The sequence below is a fragment of the Paenibacillus polymyxa genome, assembly GCF_001719045.1.
Lineage (GTDB): Bacteria > Bacillota > Bacilli > Paenibacillales > Paenibacillaceae > Paenibacillus > Paenibacillus polymyxa_B.
Genome location: NZ_CP015423.1, coordinates 22,034 through 41,962, shown reverse-complemented (window position 1 = coordinate 41,962; position 19,929 = coordinate 22,034). Strand labels below are relative to the sequence as shown.

The window sequence follows — 19,929 nt, the reverse complement described above, 5'->3', positions numbered from 1 at the left end:
GGTGAGTGGATTACAGATGCGCAAGGCACTGATTGTATGGGGTGGATGGAACGGACATGAGCCGGAGCAGGTGGCGGCCATTTTTGAACGCGTTTTGAAGGAAGAGCAGTTCGAGGTGGAAGTGTGTAATACCCTGGAAGCCTACCAGGATGCTGAGAAACTGCTTGACCTGGACCTGATCGTTCCAATGTGGACCATGGGACAGATTGAGCAGGAACTGGTCAATAATGTTTCAGCTGCGGTTCAAAGCGGCGTAGGTCTCACAGGCTGCCATGGCGGCATGTGTGATGCCTTCCGGAACAACGTGGACTGGCAGTTTATGACAGGCGGGCAATGGGTTGCGCATCCCGGCAATGACGGCGTAGAGTACATGGTGAACATGAAGCGCGGCTCCAGCCCACTTCTAGACCATATTGAGGATTTTCAGGTCAAAAGCGAGCAGTATTACCTCCACGTAGACCCGGCAGTTGAAGTGTTGGCAAGCACACGCTTTCCGATCGTACCAGGCCCCCATTCAGCCAATGGGCCAGTGGATATGCCCGTTGTATGGACGAAGCGCTGGGGGAACGGCCGCGTCTTCTACAATTCGCTGGGCCATCACGCAGATATCATAGATATGCCTCAAGTGACCGAGATGATGCGCAGCGGGTTTCTGTGGGCAGCAGCAGGCAAACAGGCGGTGGCCACCCGGGGCAGCTCTCTGGCAGAGGCTTATACAGGCATGACAGACAACCAACAGCGTTAGCGTGGACACGAATAGATGAAGCGTTAGCGCATCTGACAAAGATTTTTACAGCCTGTATCCTCATCCTCGGAAAGTACTGAATGCAGAAGGGCAACAGAAAAGGCGGACGCTAAGACCGTTAGGTATGTATTCTTATGCAATGATGTCCCGATGGGATTTTTTATAAGCCCCGTTCAGCGACAGGATGGTATCCGATGTAACAAAAGAATGCCATTATCCATTTTTTCTGAAGAAGAAGGGAGTCTAGGCATGAACAAAATGAAAGTAGGCATTATCGGGTGTGGTAAAATTAGCGGAATTTACATGGAAAATTGCCATCGTTTCGACATTCTGGAGCTGTACGCAGTAGCGGATCTGGACCAAGGTCGGGCAGAGGAGCAGGCGGTAGCGTTCAACGTTCCGCATGTATATTCGGTAGATGAGATTTTGGCTGATCCGGAGATCGAACTCATCATTAATTTGACCATTCCGGGCGTTCACGCCGACGTATGTCTCAGAGCTCTTGAGGCAGGCAAGCATGTCTATGTGGAGAAGCCACTTGCCGTCACCCGTGAGCAGGGGCAGGCTGTCTTGGATCTTGCTCATCAAAAGGGGCTGCTTGTCGGCTGCGCACCAGAGACCTTCTTCGGTTCCGGTATACAGACATCATTGAAGCTGATTGAAGACGGAGTCATTGGGAGTCCGGTAGCCGCTACGGCTTTCATGATGAGCCGTGGACATGAACATTGGCATCCTGATCCTGAATTTTATTATACAGTCGGCGGCGGTCCAATGTTTGATATGGGCCCTTATTATTTGACGGCTCTGGTGCAATTGCTGGGTCCGATTGCTTCCATTTCGGGCATGACAAGCAAGGCGATGGATCAGCGAACGATTACGAGCGAGAAAAAGAGAGGCCAGACCATCCCGGTCGATATACCGACCCATGTGGCCGGATTGCTGCGTTTCAAGCAGGGGGCTGTCGGTACGCTCATTACCAGCTTTGACATCTTTGGTGGAAGCACTCTGCCACCGATCGAGGTATACGGCACTCAGGGGACGCTACAGGTGCCTGACCCGAACACGTTCGGAGGACCAGTTCGCTACAGGCTGCTAGGCGAGCAAGAATGGACAGAGGTACCGCTGCTGCCGGGCTACCAGGAGAATACACGGGGCATCGGCGTTGCCGATATGGCTTACGCTATCCGCAGCGGACGGCCTCACCGCGCTAGTGGTGAATTGGCTTATCATGTGCTGGAGGCGATGTGGGCGTTCCACGATTCCTCCGATCAGCAGACCTTCTATCCCATGCAGAGCACATGTCTGCGCCCGGCGGCTTTACCGGAAAACCTGCCCTTGTATACGTTAGATGCGTAAACTAATGTAAATTTTACATCCCGCTTTGAATGTTCATTTCTATTGAATAGAAGACTTCAGCTCCGTTTTGACCGCGGTTTTGGAGTCTTCTTAGTTCATTTTCAGGAAGGATCTTAATTTCGGGCATAAAATCATTCTTTACCGATCATTCTAAATATGTTATATTGTTGGCGTAGGAGGAATACACGGATAAGAAGCCAAGAGTTATGAGGAGTGGTGTGAGATCTTGCCGTGGACTCTTCTGCGAATATTAGAACGACCATTCTAATTATAGCAGATGGAGAAGGGATGGATTGAACATGGAATATCGTGTATTAGGAAATACAGGCCTTAAAATAAGCAGTTTTGTATTAGGTACAGGTACTTTTGGTTTTTGGGGCAACAATACGGAGAAAGAAGCTGCAGTCATGTTAGATGAGGCTTTGGCTGGAGGCATTAATCTGATCGATACAGCGGATGTCTATTCAAGTGGTCAATCCGAAGAAATTCTGGGTCACATCCTAAAAGGACGCAGACAGGATGTTATTCTGGCCACGAAAGGCGGAATGCCCATGGGCACTGGGCTTAATCAATCCGGTAACTCGAAATATTGGATTAAGCGTGCAGTAGAGGGAAGCTTGAGAAGGTTGCAAACGGACTTTATCGATTTGTACCAACTACATCAGCCAGATCTCCATACTGACATTGAAGAGAGTCTTGACGCACTTACGGACCTGGTTCGTGAAGGGAAGATTCGCTATATTGGTACATCCAATTTTCAGGCATGGCAAGTGACCGAAGCACAATGGACTAGCGAACGCAAAAATACCGCACGCTTTGTATCCGAGCAAGCCCCGTATTCCATATTGAATCGAAGCATCGAATTCGATTTGCTTGCTGCAACCGCTAAATACGGAATGGGCGTAATGGTTTGGAGCCCACTTTCGGGTGGTCTACTAACGGGAAAATACCGCTCGGGAGAAGCTGTTGCCCCAGATTCAAGAGCAGCAAGTTCTCTAGGGAAACTTTCAACTGTTGTAGATCCGAATCGAGAAGAAAATCGCATCAAGTTCGAAGCCGTTGCTAAGCTCCAAACCCTTGCAAATGAAGCAGGATTAACTTTGCCACATCTTGCCATGGCATTTACACAAGCTCATTCGTCAGTTACTTCTGCTATAGTGGGGGCAAGAACAATTGAGCAACTTCGTGAAACGTTAAAAGGCAGCGACATCCGATTAAGCACTGATATCCTGGATGCGATAGATGCTATCGTTCCGCCAGGAGTAACCCTGGATGCCCTGGAAAAAGGATGGACGCCTGATTGGTTACAAGCAGACAAACGAAGAATCCTGGGTTAAATATATAGATAGACCTCATACCTGTAATGTATTCACTTTTTTTAAATCTAGTTTGCCGATCCTTCACTACATTGTATAATGATTATTCGAGGTGATGACGATGGCAAGATCAAAAGAATTTGAAGTTAATGAAGTATTAGATAAAGCAATACACCTGTTTTGGGCACAAGGATATGAGAAAACTTCAATGCAAGATTTGGTTGAGTTTATGGGCATTCACCGAAGAAGTATCTATGATACCTTTGGGGATAAGCATGCCTTATTTATGAAAGCTCTCGAACGATATGAAACGAAGCAGACCAGTAAAATGAGGTTTCTGATTGAAAAACAAAAACCGATCAAAGAATTAATTCGGGAGTTGTTTGAGGCGACAGTAAGAAATGAAGGAGAACCTCTAGGGTGTTTTCTCGTGAATTCAGGCGTGGAACTCGGCGTGTTGGATCCTGAAGTTGCATCCTTAGTTGATGAGAGTTATTCGCGAACTGAGGAACTCTTGACTAACCTTGTTCTGAAGGGTCAACAATCGGGTGAGTTCAAGGCTGACTTGGATCCTGTAGTTATTTCTCATTATTTAATGAATGCGTGGTTAGGGCTACGTACGTTGGTTAAGACAACAACGGATCAGCAAAAATTAAAGAATATTATTGATGTGACACTGACCGCTTTAGATTAAAAGTGGAATTACAGCATGACAGGCAAAAGGAGTCACCTAAATGGAGGACTGTTTGTTTCCGTGATACAAGTTTTTTCTTGTCCCTTTAATGAAAGAAAGAACTTGTATCTTATGCCTCATACAAGTCAAGGAATACCGCTCCAAAATTAAAATTTTAGTCATAAAAAAATTCTTTACTGTTCGTTCTAAAATTGATATGCTAATAGCAAGTTAGATCTAACTTTTTTTTACCCTAATAAGAATGATCGTTCTAAAACCATTTTTAAAACTCATTTACACTAATCTGCATGTTATGAAGGAGAGAATATTATGAAGTATACAGTTATTACAGGAGCAAGTTCAGGGATTGGATATGAAACGGCATTGGCGTTTGCTGCACGTGGCAAAAACTTAATCTTGGTAGCTAGAAGATTGGATAAATTAGAAGAACTCAAATCAGCAATTCTGGATATGGATCCTACTATAAATGTTATTGTTCGTACAAGTGACCTGTCTGTTACAGATCAGGCCTATACACTATATAACAATTTAAAGGAATACCAAATTGAGACCTGGATTAACAATGCGGGGCTCGGTGAAGCTTCTTTTGTAGCAGAACAGAATTTAGATAAAGTTGAAACTATGCTACGTGTTAACATTGAAACCTTGACGATCCTTTCTACACTATATGTACGAGATTATGCTGATGTAGAAGGAACTCAGTTAATTAACGTCTCATCCGCACTCGGATATGCCATTGCTGTTGGGAGTGTTGCTTATTCTGCATCTAAATATTACGTTAGTGCCTTCACAGAAGGCCTTGCAAAAGAACTAGAAATGAAAGGTGCAAAACTAAAAGCAAAGGTTTTAGCACCATCTATAACGGAAACGGAATTCGTGAAGAAATCATTAGATACTGAAGAATTTGATTACAAAGCAAACATGCCTAAGTACCACACTGCCAAACAAATGGCGGGCTTCATGGTGGATCTTTATGATAACAACGAAGTGGTAGGTATTGTAGACAAGAACTATGATTTCAACCTGAGAGGCCAAATCTATCCAATCATTTCAGAATTTTAAATTCAATTCATATATCCGTGGAGATCCTGAACTTTATCGCTACCTTGTAACGGAATTAGCTCAATTGGATTTAGCTTACCTTCATGTTATGCATCTTGGAAATGAAAAGCTGCTCCAAGACATTCGCTCAATCTGGACGAATCCATTGTTAGTCAATCGTGCTGGACGAGCTCTAGAAGATCTTAGCTTGGATATAGAAAGTGGCCTTGCTGATTTGGTGCCTGTTGGTGTATGGTCATTAGCCAATCCAGATTTAGTGGAACGACTTCAAAAAGGTGCGCAACTAAATGAAGCAGATCAGTCAACATTCTTTGGTTTGGGAAGTAAAGGTTACACGGATTATCCTACGATGGAAGAATTAGAATCGCAAGAGGGTCTACAATAACATAAAGGCTGAAACACGGCGTACTACTGAAAATTGTACGCCATGTTTTTAGTCTAAGATGTTCGATGTTTTCAAAAAAACACATTTAGTAAATAATGGTATAGCGAGCGGGTCAACCTAAAAGCTCGATTGCGTTCATGGTTATGCTATCTCCAAATTAGCAAAGGAAGAGGATGAATATGAGAGCAGCACAAGTACAGAAATATTCAAAAATAATCCATGTGGAATTAAATGATGTAAACATACCACAGATCAATAGCCATGAGGTACTTATCAAAGTAAAAGCTGCAGGTGTAAATCCACTGGACATTCTTAATCTGAATGGCAGTGTTCGGATGATTGCCGACTATAAGTTGCCATTAACTTTAGGGAATGAACTATCTGGGGTTATTGAAGCTGTTGGTGATGATGTTTTGAATTTTAAGGTTGGTGACCCTGTTTATACGAGGTTGCCGCTTAATAAAATCGGTGCTTTTGCTGAGTATGCGGCCGTAAATGAAGATGCTTTATCCATCATGCCTGAAAATCTATCTTTTATTGAAGCTGCTGCTGTACCCCTTACTGCCTTGACTGCTTATCAAGCATTGCACGATGTACTCCATGTCCAGCCGAATAAAAAGCTATTCATTCCTGGAGGAACCGGAGGATTTGGCGCTATGGCAATCCCCATTGCCAAATCACTGGGATTATTTGTTATTACAAGTGGAAGTGAAAGAGGCAGATCACGTATACTGTCGATCGGGGCTGATCAATTCATAAATTATAAGGCAGAGAATTATGCTAACATACTGTCCGATATCGATTATGTGATCGACACCTTGGGTACCAAAGAGATCAAAGCTGAACTGGGTATTTTAAAACCACAAGGGAAATTGGTATCATTGAAAGCCGGACCTAATTATCGCTTTGCGGTTGACAATCATTTTCCAATGTGGAAAAAAGCATTGTTTGGTCTAGTGGGTGCTCGCTTAGATTCTTTAGCACGTAAGAATCAAAATGAATATCGCTTTTTATTTGTGCAAGCCAATGGAAGTCAATTACAAGAAATCACTATACTTGTTGAAAAAGAAAATATCAAGCCCTCTATAGATTCAACTTATACGTTTGATGACATTAACAAAGCGTTGATTAAAGTGTCAACGGGCCACTCCCAAGGCAAAGTGATTGTGACCTTCTAAGTAATATTACATTTTTCATGATACTAGAATGTTCATTCTACTACTTGTTTCTAAAACGTGCATTCTAGAGAGTTGAAAAACGGTATTCGCGGGTGGAGCAACCCGGGATTTGATATTACTTTGCGAAGCCAAAAAAGGAGAGAAGAACAGATGATTAGTCATGTGGGATTTGATTATTTAGAAAATTGGTTCTCATTAATGCAATCCCCCTGACTAAAGTTTCTGGCAGGGGGGATTGCATTAATGTAAGTTCTAGTTCACATACTTCTCTATCGTGCTTCGGACTGCTCCGGGACCTGCCAGCATTTCATGAAACATGGCTTCAATCTTGTCGCCCAGACCAATTTCATATAATCGGACACCGAACAGTTTGTCATCCTCGAGGAGGCAGCGAACCTCGGAGGTCTGATCGCCCAGCTTCGTATTCTGCAAATATCCCTGCAACGTATCCAGTAACGGGTCCGGACTGAGTGTGAAGGGTTCTCCTTGATCATCCACTCCCAGCAAATAGCGACACCAGATCGCAATGGTCAAGGGGATAGCAGTCAAGTTCGTAGGATCAAGCCCTGCTGTGCTAGCATAAGACTTTATGGTTTCCCCAAAACGGATGCTCATCTTTTGAGACGTATCTGTTGCAATCCGCTGTGGCGTATCCGGAATATAGGGATTGGCGAAGCGTTCCTGCAATACTTCGTCAATAAATGGTTTCGGTTCGATAATTCCGGGATCAATTACAACAGGTAAGCCTTCCTTGTAGCCGATGGTTTCCACCAGACGACGCAATGCCTGATCCTTCATTTCATCTGCAATGAGCTCATACCCAAGCAGACACCCAGCGAGGGCCAGCGCTGTATGCAGCGGATTAAGACAGGTAGTGACTTTCATCTTCTCCACTTTGTCCACCGTATCCCGATTCGTGAAGATGATGCCAGCTTCCTCCAGTGCAGGTCTCCCGTTCGTAAACTTGTCTTCAATGACCAAATACTCGCTAACCTCAGCATTGACAAAGGGAGCCGTATACGTATGCCTGGAGGTAACGATCATCTCCATGTCAGCTAACCCCAGCTTCCGAAGAGCAGACTGTACTTGCAAGGAAGGGCGGGGGGTGATTTTGTCAATCATGGTCAAGGGGAAGGTTATTTTCTCCTCATTCTGCAGATAGTCTGCAAATCCTTCCTCTACCAGGCCTCTGCGAGCCCACTCCTTGGCGATGGCAATCATACTATCCTTTAACAGATCGCCGTTATGGGAGCAATTATCCATGCTCACAAAGGTCATTGGATGCCGCCCTCTCAGATAACGCCGATAGGCAAGCGAAGTAGCCAGGCTCATCACATGCATCGGCTGTTCAGGACCATTCGTCAAATCCCTCTGCACAACAGCCAGATACTTGCCGTCGGGCCCGGTCAGGGCGTATCCTTTTTCCGTGACAGTAAAGCTGGCCATCTGCAGGGACGGATTCTCAAATATTTCAATCAGACGGAGGTAGTCGTCTGGACGATTTTGCTCTGCTGCGAGTCCCTCAACAATGCTTGCGACCACGCTCTTGTGAAATCTTCCGTCTGCACTCATCAACACCAGTAAGGTTAGATTGTCGTAAGGCTTATAAGCTTTGTCGATCATTTCAAAATCAAAGGCTTCGGCCGCAATAATACCTGTATCCGCTTTCAAGTTATTCAGCAGTTGTTGCTGCGCATTGGCTATCAACCCACGAAAAATATTGCCTGCGCCGAAATGCACCCATTGCGGTCTAACTCGGGTGTTATTGGCTACAAGCTCCAGATCATATTTCGGCAGTTCAATGCCTGCTGCTCGCCAGGCCGCTTTGTCTGAAAGGCCTTGCCGGTCAAGTTGGAGCATTTATTTCACTCCTTTGCCTTGAGAGAGACTATCCCAGACACCAAGCAAGTACATAACCCCCAGTGCACGGTCATACAAACCGTAGCCAGGTCGACAATTCTTTTCTTCCCCCCATAGATGTCTGCCGTGATCCGGGCGTACATATCCCTGATAGCCGTTCTCGTGATAAGCTCTAACTACTTCCGGTACATCGACGCTTCCATCCTTCCCGCGGTGTGACACTTCAATAAAGTCGCCATTCTCAAACACCTTGACATTACGAATATGCGCAAAATGAATACGATCATGAAACTCTCGAATCATGGTTGGCAAATCATTCTCAGGATTGCTCCCCAGTGAGCCTGTGCAGAAGGTCAGACCATTATATGGGCTGTTCACTGCATCTAGGATGCGCTGGATGGTCTCACGACTACGAACAATTCTCGGCAATCCGAAGATGGGCCATGCCGGATCATCAGGATGAATGGCCATCTTGATGTCAACCTCCTCGCAGACCGGGATGATGCGCTCAAGAAAATACTTCAGGTTGTCAAACAACTTGTCTTCTGTGACATCCGCATAAGCAGCAAAAAGTTCATCCAGTCTCGCCAACCGTTCCGGTTCCCAGCCAGGCATGGTGAACTTCCCAGCTCCCTTGAGAATCCGATCCACCATTTGGCGGGGATCATCGGTAATGGCAGCCTTTTCATAAAAGAGGGCGTTGGACCCGTCAGGCAGTTCCTTGTACAGCTCTGTTCTGGTCCAGTCAAAGACAGGCATAAAGTTATAGCAAATCACCTTAACTCCCACTTTGGCTAATTTTCGAATGGTGTCGATATAAATGTCAATATATTGATCGCGGGATGGTAGGCCGATTTTGATATCATCGTGGACATTTACACTTTCTACGACCGCCGTACTAAAGCCCTTGCTCGTAATCTGATCAGCTACCTCCTGAATTCGCTCCATTTCCCATACTTCACCGGCTACCTTATCATGTAAAGACCAGACAATGCCCATAACTCCCGGAATTTGCCGGATATGATCCAGTGTAATATTGTCGTTGCCTTCCCCATACCATCTCCAGGTCATATTCATAACGATACCTCCCTGATTATATTCCATCTATCTTGTATACAAGATTGAGTTGATCATAAATTATAGGGTTTGTTCTTGTCAATGATAATCTCAGAGGAGTCCGTCACCTCAAAATGCTTTATAATAAGTCTACTAGATTTATAAAGTGAAGGTAGGAATGATATGTTTACAAAAGAAGAAATCATGCAACTGTTGAAAAAAGATATTTTGTCACTGACCTTAAAGCCGGGTACCCTTCTCAGCGAGACGACTTTATCAGAACGCTTCCAGCTGTCCAGAACTCCGCTACGCGATGTATTGAAGTGGCTTGCGCTTGAGTCCTACATTGATATTTATCCCAAGAAGGGGAACATTGTGTCCTATATTGATCTGGAGTCCGTTGAACAAATTATTTACTTAAGAAGCGCATTGGAAAAGGAGATTATGAAGGAGCTTTCTTCGCAAATTGCATTAAGTGATGTACAGAAGCTGAGCGATATTCTGGACAGACAGAGAGCTGTGATTGAAGAAGACCATGCTACGGATCAATTCCTCAGTTTGGATGATCAGTTCCACCAAACCATGTTCCAATTGGTGGGGCGGGGGTTTCTTTGGCAGCTCATTCAGCAGTCGAATGTTCACTATATCAGATATCGCAAGCTGCATATGCTGGAAACAGGGAAGCTGATAGGCATCTGGCATGAGCATCAAGCTATGCTTGAATACATGCTGAATAAGGAAACAACTAAAATGGATGGTCTGGTTCATCATCATCTCAGAGAGGATATCCATTCGCTCGATTTTCTCCGGAAGTTCGCTGATTATATCAAGAAATAAGGCAGCTAGCTCAAATTAACATGTACAGGAGTTGTCGTCCTTGTATACATGTCAGGTGAAATCCTCCTTGAATACACTCATAGAATAATGTGACAGCTTAATCAAATTTATTGTAAATAAGACTGCAGACTCTCCTAGGAACCAACTATGATGTAACTTAAAAAGAGGCCAGATACCTGAAAATGCTTGATATTACTAGTTAAACTTGATTAAGGAGGGATCTAGATGACTCATTCATTCCAACCCGTCCACTCTCCCAAATTGCAACCGGAGCTACAACAGCCATGGTATAACTGTCGGGAGTATCCAGCGAGTCCTCAATTGGAATCACATGTGGCTTCCTTTTGGACAATGGATTATCGTCCTGTTCCAGACAAGCTTTGGCATCGAGTTATACCGGATGGCTGTGTCGATATTGTCGTGAATCTTCTTTCTCCATTCAGCCGAAAGGCTGCCTACATTGTGGGTCCTACAACTCGATCAGAATTACTGCAGTTTTCTGAACCTCGTTCACTATTTGGTATTCGGATATATTCGGAATCAGCTCGTTCTATTCTTAAGACACCTCTTTCGGCGTTTAAGGGAAAGCGTATCTACTTGGATGATGTATTGGGTTTAGAAGAAATGTATTGGGTAGAAGAAATCTTATCAGCCACTACGATCTCCGAAATTCTTGCGGTTGCTGAACATCATTTGGTCCGAATGCTGGCGACTAGCGATATGGCAATTCCTCCACTTGTGTATCAAAGCTTGCAGATTATTTATGGCCGAAAAGGGAATTTATCCGTAACGAATTTGGCCAATCAAGTTCACTTTAGTGAACGGCATCTTAGAAGGGTATTTGATCAGGAGCTGGGCTTAAGTCCGAAAGAGATGCTTGGAATAATTCGGTTTCAAAGCACGCTGCAAGATTTTTTTCAGGGCGGTTATTCCAGTTTAGTGGATCTTTCGCTCAAATACGGCTATTACGATGAGTCACATTTTACCAATACATTTAAGCAATATTATGGATTGTCTCTTAAAAGCTTGATAAGTAAGAGACAAAAGAGTCCGATTTTTCCTATTTAACAGTCTATATGATCGATACAATGGAGGTGAATAATCATACCACTGGATAGGAGTTGTGAAGCATGGCAGTTAAGTTAAAAAGATTATCGATTTTCGTAAAAGAGATGAAGAGGTCCTTGGATTTTTATCGGACATTAGGCTTAGAAATACCGGAAAGGGTAAATGAAGAACATCATATAGAAGTAGCATACAACGATGTTATTCTTTCTTTTGATACTTGGGAATCGGCACAGATGATTCTAGGCGATCAGCAGAAGCCTGCCGGTTATCGGATGGAGATCGCTTTCCAGTTTGACAGTAAGGAAGCGCTGGATGAATCGTATAGCCGATTGACAGTACAGGGATATGAGGGGCATTTTGAACCGAACGATACACCTTGGGGCGAGCGTTATGCGATCATAAAGGACCCTGATGGCAATTTGATCAGTTTGGTCGCTTGATTTGGTTTAAAATTACGGCTGCCGCACACAACGATCGGCTGCCGTTTTTTTCAATTAACGGGCAAATAGTTCGAACAAATTTAAAAAATACTCTCAACAGAGGGGTAACGGGATGAAGTTGAGAAGTAACGGAAAAATATAAGAGGTTCACTATACGTGCTTCGTTCGCTGAACTAACGGGTAGGTTAGCTCAATAAGAACCTGACGCCACTTCAGGATTTCTTTAGGCTGCATAGAACCGATATGGAACTATGCAGTAACTGAGTTCAGCTCGAGCCACGGTTTTTGGATTTGACTAATGATAGTGGAAAATCAAAAAAGAACCTGGATAGTTTTATCAGGTTCTTTTATATTGCATATAAAACAGACACGATGATATAATTAGATTGTGATTTATTAATTTAAGTGGTCATAAATATCACATCTTACACTTTAACTTTACCATGCCGCTAAACTCTTGTCAAATGTTTTTTTCTCAATTTAATAGTTAGGAGAGATATTGAATGAGTTCTTTGGTTCTCGGTTTTCAGGAAATGGAAAAAACGCAGTTTTTGCTCGTTGGCGGAAAAGGGTTGAATTTAGGGGAATTATCAAAAATTGAAGGAATACATGTACCACAAGGATTTTGTGTTACAACAGTGGGGTATCAAAAAGCCATCGAACAAAAAGAAACGTATTATGCATTGTTGGATCGACTAACAAGGCTAAAAGCAGAAGATCGTGCTCAAATTGGTGAAATCAGCAGGCAGATTCGACAAATCATTATGGAAGTAGAAGTTCCTGCCGATGTTGTGGAAGCAGTTACTCACTATCTCTCCCAGTTTGGAGAAGAACATGCTTATGCAGTGCGTTCCAGTGCGACTGCTGAAGATTTGCCACATGCCTCTTTTGCTGGTCAACAAGACACCTATTTAAATATCATCGGCAAAGAAGCAATCTTGCAGCATATCAGCAAATGTTGGGCTTCCCTATTTACGGATCGCGCGGTTATCTATCGTATGCAAAATGGATTTGACCACAGTCAAGTTTATTTATCCGTTATTGTTCAAAGGATGGTTTTCCCGCAGGCTTCAGGAATTTTATTTACCGCTGATCCGATTACCTCCAACCGGAAGCTGCTATCAATCGATGCTAGTTTTGGACTTGGAGAAGCATTGGTCTCTGGCTTGGTCTCTGCCGATTGTTATAAAGTACAGGAAGAGGCAATCGTCGATAAGAGGATAGAAACCAAAAAATTGGCTATCTATGGACGAAAAGAAGGCGGAACAGAGACAAAGCAGATCGAGCTTGATCAGCAAAAGACTCAAACCCTTACTGAACAACAAATTTTGCAACTGGCACGTATCGGAAGACATATCGAAGCTCATTTTGGTTGCCCACAAGATATCGAATGGTGTTTGGCCAATGATACTTTTTATATAGTCCAGAGTCGTCCAATCACGACTTTATACCCGATCCCTGAAGCAAATGATCAGGAAAATCACGTTTATGTATCTGTCGGTCATCAACAAATGATGACTGACCCGATAAAACCATTGGGATTGTCTTTTTACCTGTTAATAACTCCTGCACCCATGCGTATAGCCGGTGGAAGGCTGTTTGTTGATGTTACACAAATGCTGGCTTCACCTGTCAGCAGAGAAACTTTCTTAAATACCCTGGGACAATCTGATCCGCTCATAAAAGACGCATTTATGACCCTAATAGAGCGAGATTTTATAAAATCGTTACCAGATGATAGAACAGAACGGAGTCCCGGTAATAGCAGTAAAGGTAGGTCGTCTGCAGGTTTTCAAGCACAAATCGAAAACGATCCGGCAATCGTTTCTGATTTGATTAAGAACAGTCAAACATCGATAGAAAAATTAAAACAAAACATCCAAACGAAATCAGGAGCAGATTTATTTGATTTTATTCTGGAAGATCTCCAAGAATTAAAGAAGATCTTATTTGACCCACAAAGTTCAAAGGTTTTTATGACTGCTATGAATGCTTCGTCATGGATCAATGAAAAAATGTACGAGTGGTTAGGTGAAAAAAACGCAGCAGATACGCTTTCTCAATCTGTACCAAACAACATTACTTCGGAAATGGGTCTGGCGCTATTGGATGTCGCAGATGCGATTCGTCCTTATCCGGAGGTAATTGATTATTTACAACATGTAAAAGATGATAATTTTTTGGATGAACTGGTTAAGTTGGATGGTGGACAGGAAACTCAAGACGCTATCTATGCTTATCTCAACAAATACGGAATGCGATGTGCCGGTGAAATCGATATTTCGAGAACTCGTTGGAGTGAAAAACCAATTATACTTGTCCCCATGATTCTCAGTAATATCAAAAACTTTGAGCCTAATGCTGGCAATTGGAAATTTGAGCAGGGGCGACAGGAGGCTTTGAAAAAAGAACAAGAGTTATTAGATCGATTGAAGCAATTACCGGATGGTGAACAAAAAGCCAAAGAAACAAAACGAATGATCGACCTGATCAGGAATTTCATCGGTTATCGTGAATATCCCAAATACGGCTTGGTTAATCGCTACTTCGTTTATAAGCAGGCTTTACTAAAAGAAGCCGAACAACTCGTACAAGCTGGTGTTATTCACGAGAAAGAAGATATATACGATCTCACTTTTGAAGAACTTCACGAAGTCGTACGCACAAATAAACTGGATTATCAGATCATCCGTAAACGAAAAGACGATTATAAATTATATGAAAAACTAACTCCCCCGCGTGTAATCACGTCTGATGGTGAAATCATTGCGGGTGAGTACAAACGAGAAAATCTCCCAGCCGAAGCGATTGTAGGTCTGCCTGTTTCTACCGGAGTTATAGAGGGTCGAGCACGTGTCATCTTAAACATGGAAGATGCTGATCTGGAAGATGGAGATATATTAGTCACCGCCTTTACTGACCCCAGCTGGACACCATTGTTTGTATCCATAAAAGGCCTAGTCACCGAAGTTGGTGGACTGATGACTCATGGAGCCGTTATCGCACGTGAATATGGCTTACCCGCAGTTGTCGGAGTGGAGAATGCTACCAAGCTGATAAAAGATGGGCAACGAATTCGTGTGCATGGAACAGAAGGGTATATCGAAATATTGTAATGGCTGAATGCGCTAAGTAATAGCCTCTGTCATAATGGACAGTATTAAATGCAACCTGTCATGGATAAAAGGGCGGTTACCCTGTTCGTCCTTTTATCCATGACACAAAATGATTTATACATAGCTGACCCGATAATCTAAATCTCTTTTCCTTTACGGCAATAGGTACAAGTCCTTGTCCTCGACAGTATCAGGTGTTAAATACCCAAGTGTGCCCTCAGAGTCGAACCCGCATATTCGCTCTGAACAAGCCTTTTTCAACCAACTAATGATAATCTTACGGTCAGGGAACCCACAATTATAGTCAGTTCTATGATGTCCTTTATCGTTGGGGTAAAGTGACAGACTTGACTTGAGCAGAGGTATTTCCGTAAATATCCTTGGCCAGCACGAGAATATGCAGCGTATCAGCTTGGGAGGCACCATCCTGTTTGTATTTAGTAGTTGGAAGCGTTGCTGACCAATTGGCTTTATCTTCTGTAATAACGACACGAATGCCATTGACATAAACTTTAAGCTGCGCGATATCACTTTGATCTGTGACTGAACCTTCCAAAGCGAGAACATCATCCGTGATCGAAGCATTCAACTTAAGTACAGGGGTTCCTGTTTCCTTGCGTTTAAAGGGTGGGAGAGTGGTTTGCGGGTTATAGGAAAAGGTTTCATCCTCAAGCGCTGGCGTACGTGCTGCAATAGGACGGTTTTTGGTCGCCTGCTCATAGGAATAAGCGTAACGAAGCAGGTCATTATCGCTGTATGCGGCACCTGCCATCGTCAGATTAACGGGCATACCGGTATCCTTCATAGCGCCCATACTCACAGACACACTTGGGATCCCGTACTCGCGTAGAATGAAATTCGTATTGGAGAAATAGTTGCCATTCTCCCAAGCCTCCTCGTAGGACGTTTCATTCACATCGGAGTCAGCTTTGCCGATATTCGAATTTGCCGGGAATGCAATAAAATCAAGGTTGTTTTGCTTCATCCAATCTTCAAAATCAATCTTTCGTACATTTTCAAGCCCCCTCAGACCTTCCTGAAACTGAGGAATTTGTTCGTAAGGGGTGACGCCTTTCTTTATGGTTTCAATGAATACGTCATAGTGGCCAAGGTCTCTGCCACGTTTGGCATCTACCGAACCGGGCGGATTCGGGAAGACGGTTGCAGGGTCGATATTTGCCCATGACGGGAAATTTGGATCGCCCACACTTTTAAGGAATTCCTCAGCTGCATAAGGATTAAGCAACCCAAATTCCTTTTCAGCCCACTTTGCCGGCATCAAACCACGCTCTTCAGGTGTTTTCGCTGTTGGCCGGTCCTTCTCGCTATTCGCCTGCAAGGGGAAGTCAACTTCCACAACCTCAGCTCCAAGAGCAGTTAAATCCTTAACAGCTTTTTCCCATAATGCCTGTATCGAAGGTCTGAATTTGATCGGAGTTGTGGTTTCATGGTCCTTACCGATATAAATTTTCGGAACGCCAATGCGTTTGCCTTTCAAAGCTTGAATGTCTCGCAGCTCTAAATAGGATTTGGGACGGACACTGTTGACAGAAGGGAGCCGAACGGCTTTCTGCTCTCGCCAGAAATCGCCCTTGGTGATCTTATCTTCTACAACGATCACGTCAAGCAAGCGGAGCATGTCCTCGACAGTCCTCGTATGTGGGACAACGACATCACGTATAGGGAAGAGCGGCCAATTCCCCCGAATGGAGATTAGGCCCCGCGATGGCGTGTAGGCAATTAAACCATTGTTAGATGCCGGTGATCTTCCAGAGGATACCGTTTCTTCCCCCATACCGAAGGCAGCGAGGTTGGCGGCTGTTGATACGCCAGATCCGTTAGAGGAGCCAGAGTACCAGGCTGCAGCCAAATAATCTGGGTTGTACGGACTTTCAGCACGGCCATAAACGCCTCTTTGCATTCCCCCTGCTGCCATTGGCGGCATATTGGTTTTACCAATGAGCACCCCACCGGATTTGCGTATCTTTTCTACTGTAAAGGCATCGTCCTTTGCCATCAGGTTTTTGAAAGCCGGAGATCCAGAAGCGACAGTGAGTCCCTTAACCTTGTAGCTGTCTTTAACCGTGTAGGGGATGCCTTGCAGAGGACCAGTCTTAATACCTTGTGACCTTAGTTGATCAGCTTGAGCAGCTTCTTTTAGTACGTCGGGGTTCAGAATAGGGATGGAATTCAGTCGAATGCCACTAGAATCATAGGCATATACCCGGTTAAGGTACAGAGCAGTGAGCTCGACACTTGACAGTGCCCCTGACTTCATCGCTTCCTGCATTTGAGCAATCGTAGCCTCTTGCAATTGAAATGTAACTAGGGAAGAGGCGGGTTCACTAGTTTTACTATGGGATGAGGGTGAGGGAGCGGCGGATGCAATCGGGCATCCCGTGAAAGTTAAAATGATACCAACTGTGATCCATTTGCAATAGTTACCGATTACATTCCTTGTATTCGCTTTTAGCGTTCGTGCGCACATAGCATTTCACTCCTTAAATTAGGTAGGATCAGGAATTTAAAAAGAGGGGGATGAGAAAGGCCCTATTACAGTATAAATGTTTCTAATTATATTACTTATTTTCATATTAAATGTCAATTTTTGTAATGATAAACACAAGGAAATTCGCTACTTTTAATGTGAAATCTAGTAATCCATGATTCAGATTGTTGCATCATCGCTGAAGACAAAAATCAATCTCCTCCGAAAAAGAATTTTATATTTCGTTTAATCCCAGAGGAAGAGATGTTGAAAATTACAGACATTGGATTTCATGTGGACCAACGTACAGGCTTTCGATCCTGCGGGTCACCTCAACAAAGAAGGCCTGACGAAGAACGAAGTCTATCACATTGCCAGCAACATCAAGTTTATTGAACAGAGAACCATGTTGGGTGAAAAGGAGAAGTGAAGTGAGGAATTCAGAAGGGAAGATATAAGGCCGAGATCGATGGGGAGTCTATCGTATTTATTATTGGCATGCGAGTAAATCGTCTGTGGGCGATAAATAAGTGGTTACCTGTTTCCAAAGCAATGGGGCCGATTAGAGAACTATACATGAACAAAGATCTGGGGTTTCTCGGGATTGGCTGGCGAGGTGAACCAGTACAACAGCAGCACGTTGATGTCCGCCCACCATCATCTGAAGTAGGAGCAGTTCATGCATATGTTATCAAGGACAAAAAGGAAGTCTATCAAGCGCTGAAGAGGTTTTGGCCAAAAGCACACCGTGCAATAAAAGACATGCGCCCTATCTACGGAGAAGTAAGCCCCGTAAATATTGTCTAGACAAAACAGCGGTTCTCCGATATTGGAGAACCGCTGTTTAAAAATTGTAGCCGGCTGCGGATCGACCGTCGGATTATACAAAAATGAGGGCTATGATATTAATACAATGCTAAGTATCAACATAAATAAAGGAATTCCACTGTCGGATAACGCTACCGAATTTGCCATGTCAGCTGCCGTTGGGATTAGCGACAATTGTAATTTCATTTTGCAAGATAGCTCTTTTTAAGTCAGTTTCTTATCCGGTCTATAAATAAAACAGGGGGAACGAGTCTGGAACTGTAATCTTGAAAATAAATCGAGTCTTCCTTGTGTTGTCGCTTGCCAGCTCTTTAACCGCCTCCTTCTGCACCTTATGCTCCATCGTTTCTAACGCATCACTTTCCACAAGCAGATATGGAATCGAGCCAGCGGTCATGAGGTAGCTTTCGCCGCATGACGTACAGTCGAATGAGAACTCCCTCTTCACAAGCGTTTGCTTGCACTGCGGACACGCCCAGTTAACGTCTGTTAATGGTCAAGCATTACTCACCGCTGCTCCTCCTTCAACCATGGCTAGGCTCTCCTTCGGTGCCGGAGGCATCTTCACCAAATGGACAATTTTGAATACTCTTCTACCTGCGACCATATCGGTATGATTTTGCGTGCCGGGTGCCTCCAGCCATTCCCATACTCGATCTTCCCCTTCTAAGGAGCCTTCAAGCGCATGCAGGCGGGTATCCAGAGCATCGTCTCCCGATTGTAATACATTGCCTGTAATATCCCGGATCAACGAGGTGTGAAAGCCTAGTCTTTGCCACTGCTCTTCATAGCGCGGCACGTCGGAAGCGCTCATAATATCCGCATACAAAAATGTCCCACCTGGCTTTAATACACGGTAGGTCTCCGTAAAGAACAGCTCAATATGAGGGTACAAATGCGAGGACTCGATGTTCAGCACAATGTCGCAGCTTTCCGTTTTAACAGGCAGCTGCTCCGCGTCGCCAATACAATAGTAAGCCTGCTCATATCGGTTATTCCTTTGGCAAAATTGAATATTGGACGGTGTCAGATCAATGCCGACCACGCTGCCGGTCCCATAGTTTTTGCATAGCTCGCTCACGTTGCCTCCCCGTCCACAACCGATTTCCAGGATATCCTTGCCTGAAACATCCAGGCCGCCAATAATTTCGCGAAGCAGCTGGATACTGCTGTGGTTAATACCTTGAGGGCCGCCCGGTAGTTCGTTATCGGATGCATAACCCCAGTTAATAAAGGTGGAAAATCTGGACAGTCTTTTCTCCTCAAGCGACCGGTTAATAGAGTCAAACATGCCGATGATCGCTTCCTTTTGCGCCGCGCCTTCGGCAAGCTTCTCCGCTACAGGACGGTCAATTAACATACTTGCGAGGCCCTCTTTCCAGGCGTATTCGAGGCCGCAGGTCTCGCAGATCAAACAGTTGTCCGCCTCATAAAGATCACTCTTGCATTCAGTGCATACCAGGGTAATACCGGACAAAGGCCAAGTCGTTTTCATATCTA

Annotated in this window: 18 protein-coding genes; 13 read left to right on the top strand and 5 right to left on the bottom strand. The window is 44.2% G+C overall.

From position 1 onward, the window contains the following. Positions 1-16: 16 nt before the first annotated feature. From AOU00_RS00215 to AOU00_RS00185, 7 genes are all read left to right on the top strand, one after another. On the top strand, positions 17-745 hold the full coding sequence (locus AOU00_RS00215) for a ThuA domain-containing protein (protein ID WP_061828330.1): 729 nt from the start codon (positions 17-19) through the stop codon (positions 743-745). Positions 746-994: 249 nt separating this feature from the next. Then, complete coding sequence (locus tag AOU00_RS00210; RefSeq protein ID WP_069289612.1) at positions 995-2,101, top strand: Gfo/Idh/MocA family protein; 1,107 nt, start codon at positions 995-997, stop codon at positions 2,099-2,101. A 299-nt stretch (positions 2,102-2,400) separates the two neighbouring features. Next, positions 2,401-3,438, top strand: a complete 1,038-nt coding sequence (locus AOU00_RS00205; RefSeq protein WP_069289611.1) for an aldo/keto reductase — start codon at positions 2,401-2,403, stop codon at positions 3,436-3,438. 100 nt (positions 3,439-3,538) lie between these two features. Continuing rightward, a complete protein-coding gene (locus tag AOU00_RS00200; protein WP_061828333.1) occupies positions 3,539-4,111 on the top strand; it encodes a TetR/AcrR family transcriptional regulator in 573 nt (190 codons plus the stop codon). A 309-nt stretch (positions 4,112-4,420) separates the two neighbouring features. Further along, entirely contained in the window at positions 4,421-5,173 is a 753-nt protein-coding gene (locus tag AOU00_RS00195; RefSeq protein ID WP_061828334.1) for an SDR family NAD(P)-dependent oxidoreductase, read from the top strand. A gap of 88 nt (positions 5,174-5,261) precedes the next feature. After that, positions 5,262-5,558 (top strand): hypothetical protein, encoded by a 297-nt coding sequence (locus AOU00_RS00190; RefSeq protein WP_237166249.1) that lies wholly within the window; start codon positions 5,262-5,264, stop codon positions 5,556-5,558. Between the two features lie 179 nt (positions 5,559-5,737). Next, on the top strand, positions 5,738-6,736 hold the full coding sequence (locus AOU00_RS00185; RefSeq protein ID WP_069289610.1) for an NADP-dependent oxidoreductase: 999 nt from the start codon (positions 5,738-5,740) through the stop codon (positions 6,734-6,736). Between the two features lie 252 nt (positions 6,737-6,988). Here AOU00_RS00185 and AOU00_RS00180 read toward each other — a convergent pair whose 3' ends face one another. Then, entirely contained in the window at positions 6,989-8,596 is a 1,608-nt protein-coding gene (locus AOU00_RS00180; protein WP_069289609.1) for a mannitol dehydrogenase family protein, read from the bottom strand. Further along, a complete protein-coding gene (gene uxuA, locus AOU00_RS00175) occupies positions 8,597-9,673 on the bottom strand; it encodes a mannonate dehydratase (protein WP_069289608.1) in 1,077 nt (358 codons plus the stop codon). A 162-nt stretch (positions 9,674-9,835) separates the two neighbouring features. On the opposite strand from uxuA, the gene AOU00_RS00170 reads away from it, so the two are divergent. From AOU00_RS00170 to ppsA, 4 genes are all read left to right on the top strand, one after another. Then, positions 9,836-10,489 (top strand): GntR family transcriptional regulator, encoded by a 654-nt coding sequence (locus tag AOU00_RS00170; RefSeq protein WP_069289607.1) that lies wholly within the window; start codon positions 9,836-9,838, stop codon positions 10,487-10,489. Between the two features lie 225 nt (positions 10,490-10,714). After that, positions 10,715-11,557: a helix-turn-helix transcriptional regulator gene (locus tag AOU00_RS00165; protein WP_069289606.1), complete on the top strand. Its 843-nt coding sequence runs from the start codon at positions 10,715-10,717 to the stop codon at positions 11,555-11,557. Positions 11,558-11,619: 62 nt separating this feature from the next. Beyond that, complete coding sequence (locus tag AOU00_RS00160; protein WP_069289605.1) at positions 11,620-11,997, top strand: VOC family protein; 378 nt, start codon at positions 11,620-11,622, stop codon at positions 11,995-11,997. Between the two features lie 503 nt (positions 11,998-12,500). Continuing rightward, the gene (ppsA, locus tag AOU00_RS00155) at positions 12,501-15,113 is read left to right on the top strand and encodes a phosphoenolpyruvate synthase (protein WP_069289604.1); all 2,613 of its coding nucleotides are present in this window, start codon (positions 12,501-12,503) and stop codon (positions 15,111-15,113) included. Positions 15,114-15,435: 322 nt separating this feature from the next. Here the strand turns inward: ppsA and AOU00_RS00150 are convergent, their stop codons facing one another. Beyond that, a complete protein-coding gene (locus tag AOU00_RS00150) occupies positions 15,436-17,601 on the bottom strand; it encodes an amidase (protein ID WP_069289603.1) in 2,166 nt (721 codons plus the stop codon). 292 nt (positions 17,602-17,893) lie between these two features. Here AOU00_RS00150 and AOU00_RS26145 point away from each other — a divergent pair, with 292 nt between their 5' ends. Continuing rightward, positions 17,894-18,031: a hypothetical protein gene (locus tag AOU00_RS26145; RefSeq protein ID WP_155765218.1), complete on the top strand. Its 138-nt coding sequence runs from the start codon at positions 17,894-17,896 to the stop codon at positions 18,029-18,031. A gap of 8 nt (positions 18,032-18,039) precedes the next feature. Then, a complete protein-coding gene (locus AOU00_RS27565) occupies positions 18,040-18,408 on the top strand; it encodes a monooxygenase family protein (protein WP_172828321.1) in 369 nt (122 codons plus the stop codon). Between the two features lie 247 nt (positions 18,409-18,655). Here the strand turns inward: AOU00_RS27565 and AOU00_RS26140 are convergent, their stop codons facing one another. Beyond that, positions 18,656-18,877: a hypothetical protein gene (locus tag AOU00_RS26140; RefSeq protein WP_155765217.1), complete on the bottom strand. Its 222-nt coding sequence runs from the start codon at positions 18,875-18,877 to the stop codon at positions 18,656-18,658. A gap of 48 nt (positions 18,878-18,925) precedes the next feature. Next, complete coding sequence (locus tag AOU00_RS00135) at positions 18,926-19,924, bottom strand: methyltransferase domain-containing protein (RefSeq protein ID WP_061828343.1); 999 nt, start codon at positions 19,922-19,924, stop codon at positions 18,926-18,928. Positions 19,925-19,929 lie beyond the last annotated feature (5 nt).

Bases quoted from the DNA above. Each gene is read 5' to 3' on its own strand.
- AOU00_RS00215 (WP_061828330.1), top strand. From the start codon at position 17: ATGCGCAAGGCACTGATTGTATGGGGTGGATGGAACGGACATGAGCCG.
- AOU00_RS00210 (WP_069289612.1), top strand. From the start codon at position 995: ATGAACAAAATGAAAGTAGGCATTATCGGGTGTGGTAAAATTAGCGGA.
- AOU00_RS00205 (WP_069289611.1), top strand. From the start codon at position 2,401: ATGGAATATCGTGTATTAGGAAATACAGGCCTTAAAATAAGCAGTTTT.
- AOU00_RS00200 (WP_061828333.1), top strand. From the start codon at position 3,539: ATGGCAAGATCAAAAGAATTTGAAGTTAATGAAGTATTAGATAAAGCA.
- AOU00_RS00195 (WP_061828334.1), top strand. From the start codon at position 4,421: ATGAAGTATACAGTTATTACAGGAGCAAGTTCAGGGATTGGATATGAA.
- AOU00_RS00190 (WP_237166249.1), top strand. From the start codon at position 5,262: ATGCATCTTGGAAATGAAAAGCTGCTCCAAGACATTCGCTCAATCTGG.
- AOU00_RS00185 (WP_069289610.1), top strand. From the start codon at position 5,738: ATGAGAGCAGCACAAGTACAGAAATATTCAAAAATAATCCATGTGGAA.
- AOU00_RS00180 (WP_069289609.1), bottom strand. From the start codon at position 8,596: ATGCTCCAACTTGACCGGCAAGGCCTTTCAGACAAAGCGGCCTGGCGA.
- uxuA (WP_069289608.1), bottom strand. From the start codon at position 9,673: ATGAATATGACCTGGAGATGGTATGGGGAAGGCAACGACAATATTACA.
- AOU00_RS00170 (WP_069289607.1), top strand. From the start codon at position 9,836: ATGTTTACAAAAGAAGAAATCATGCAACTGTTGAAAAAAGATATTTTG.
- AOU00_RS00165 (WP_069289606.1), top strand. From the start codon at position 10,715: ATGACTCATTCATTCCAACCCGTCCACTCTCCCAAATTGCAACCGGAG.
- AOU00_RS00160 (WP_069289605.1), top strand. From the start codon at position 11,620: ATGGCAGTTAAGTTAAAAAGATTATCGATTTTCGTAAAAGAGATGAAG.
- ppsA (WP_069289604.1), top strand. From the start codon at position 12,501: ATGAGTTCTTTGGTTCTCGGTTTTCAGGAAATGGAAAAAACGCAGTTT.
- AOU00_RS00150 (WP_069289603.1), bottom strand. From the start codon at position 17,601: ATGTGCGCACGAACGCTAAAAGCGAATACAAGGAATGTAATCGGTAAC.
- AOU00_RS26145 (WP_155765218.1), top strand. From the start codon at position 17,894: ATGTGGACCAACGTACAGGCTTTCGATCCTGCGGGTCACCTCAACAAA.
- AOU00_RS00135 (WP_061828343.1), bottom strand. From the start codon at position 19,924: ATGAAAACGACTTGGCCTTTGTCCGGTATTACCCTGGTATGCACTGAA.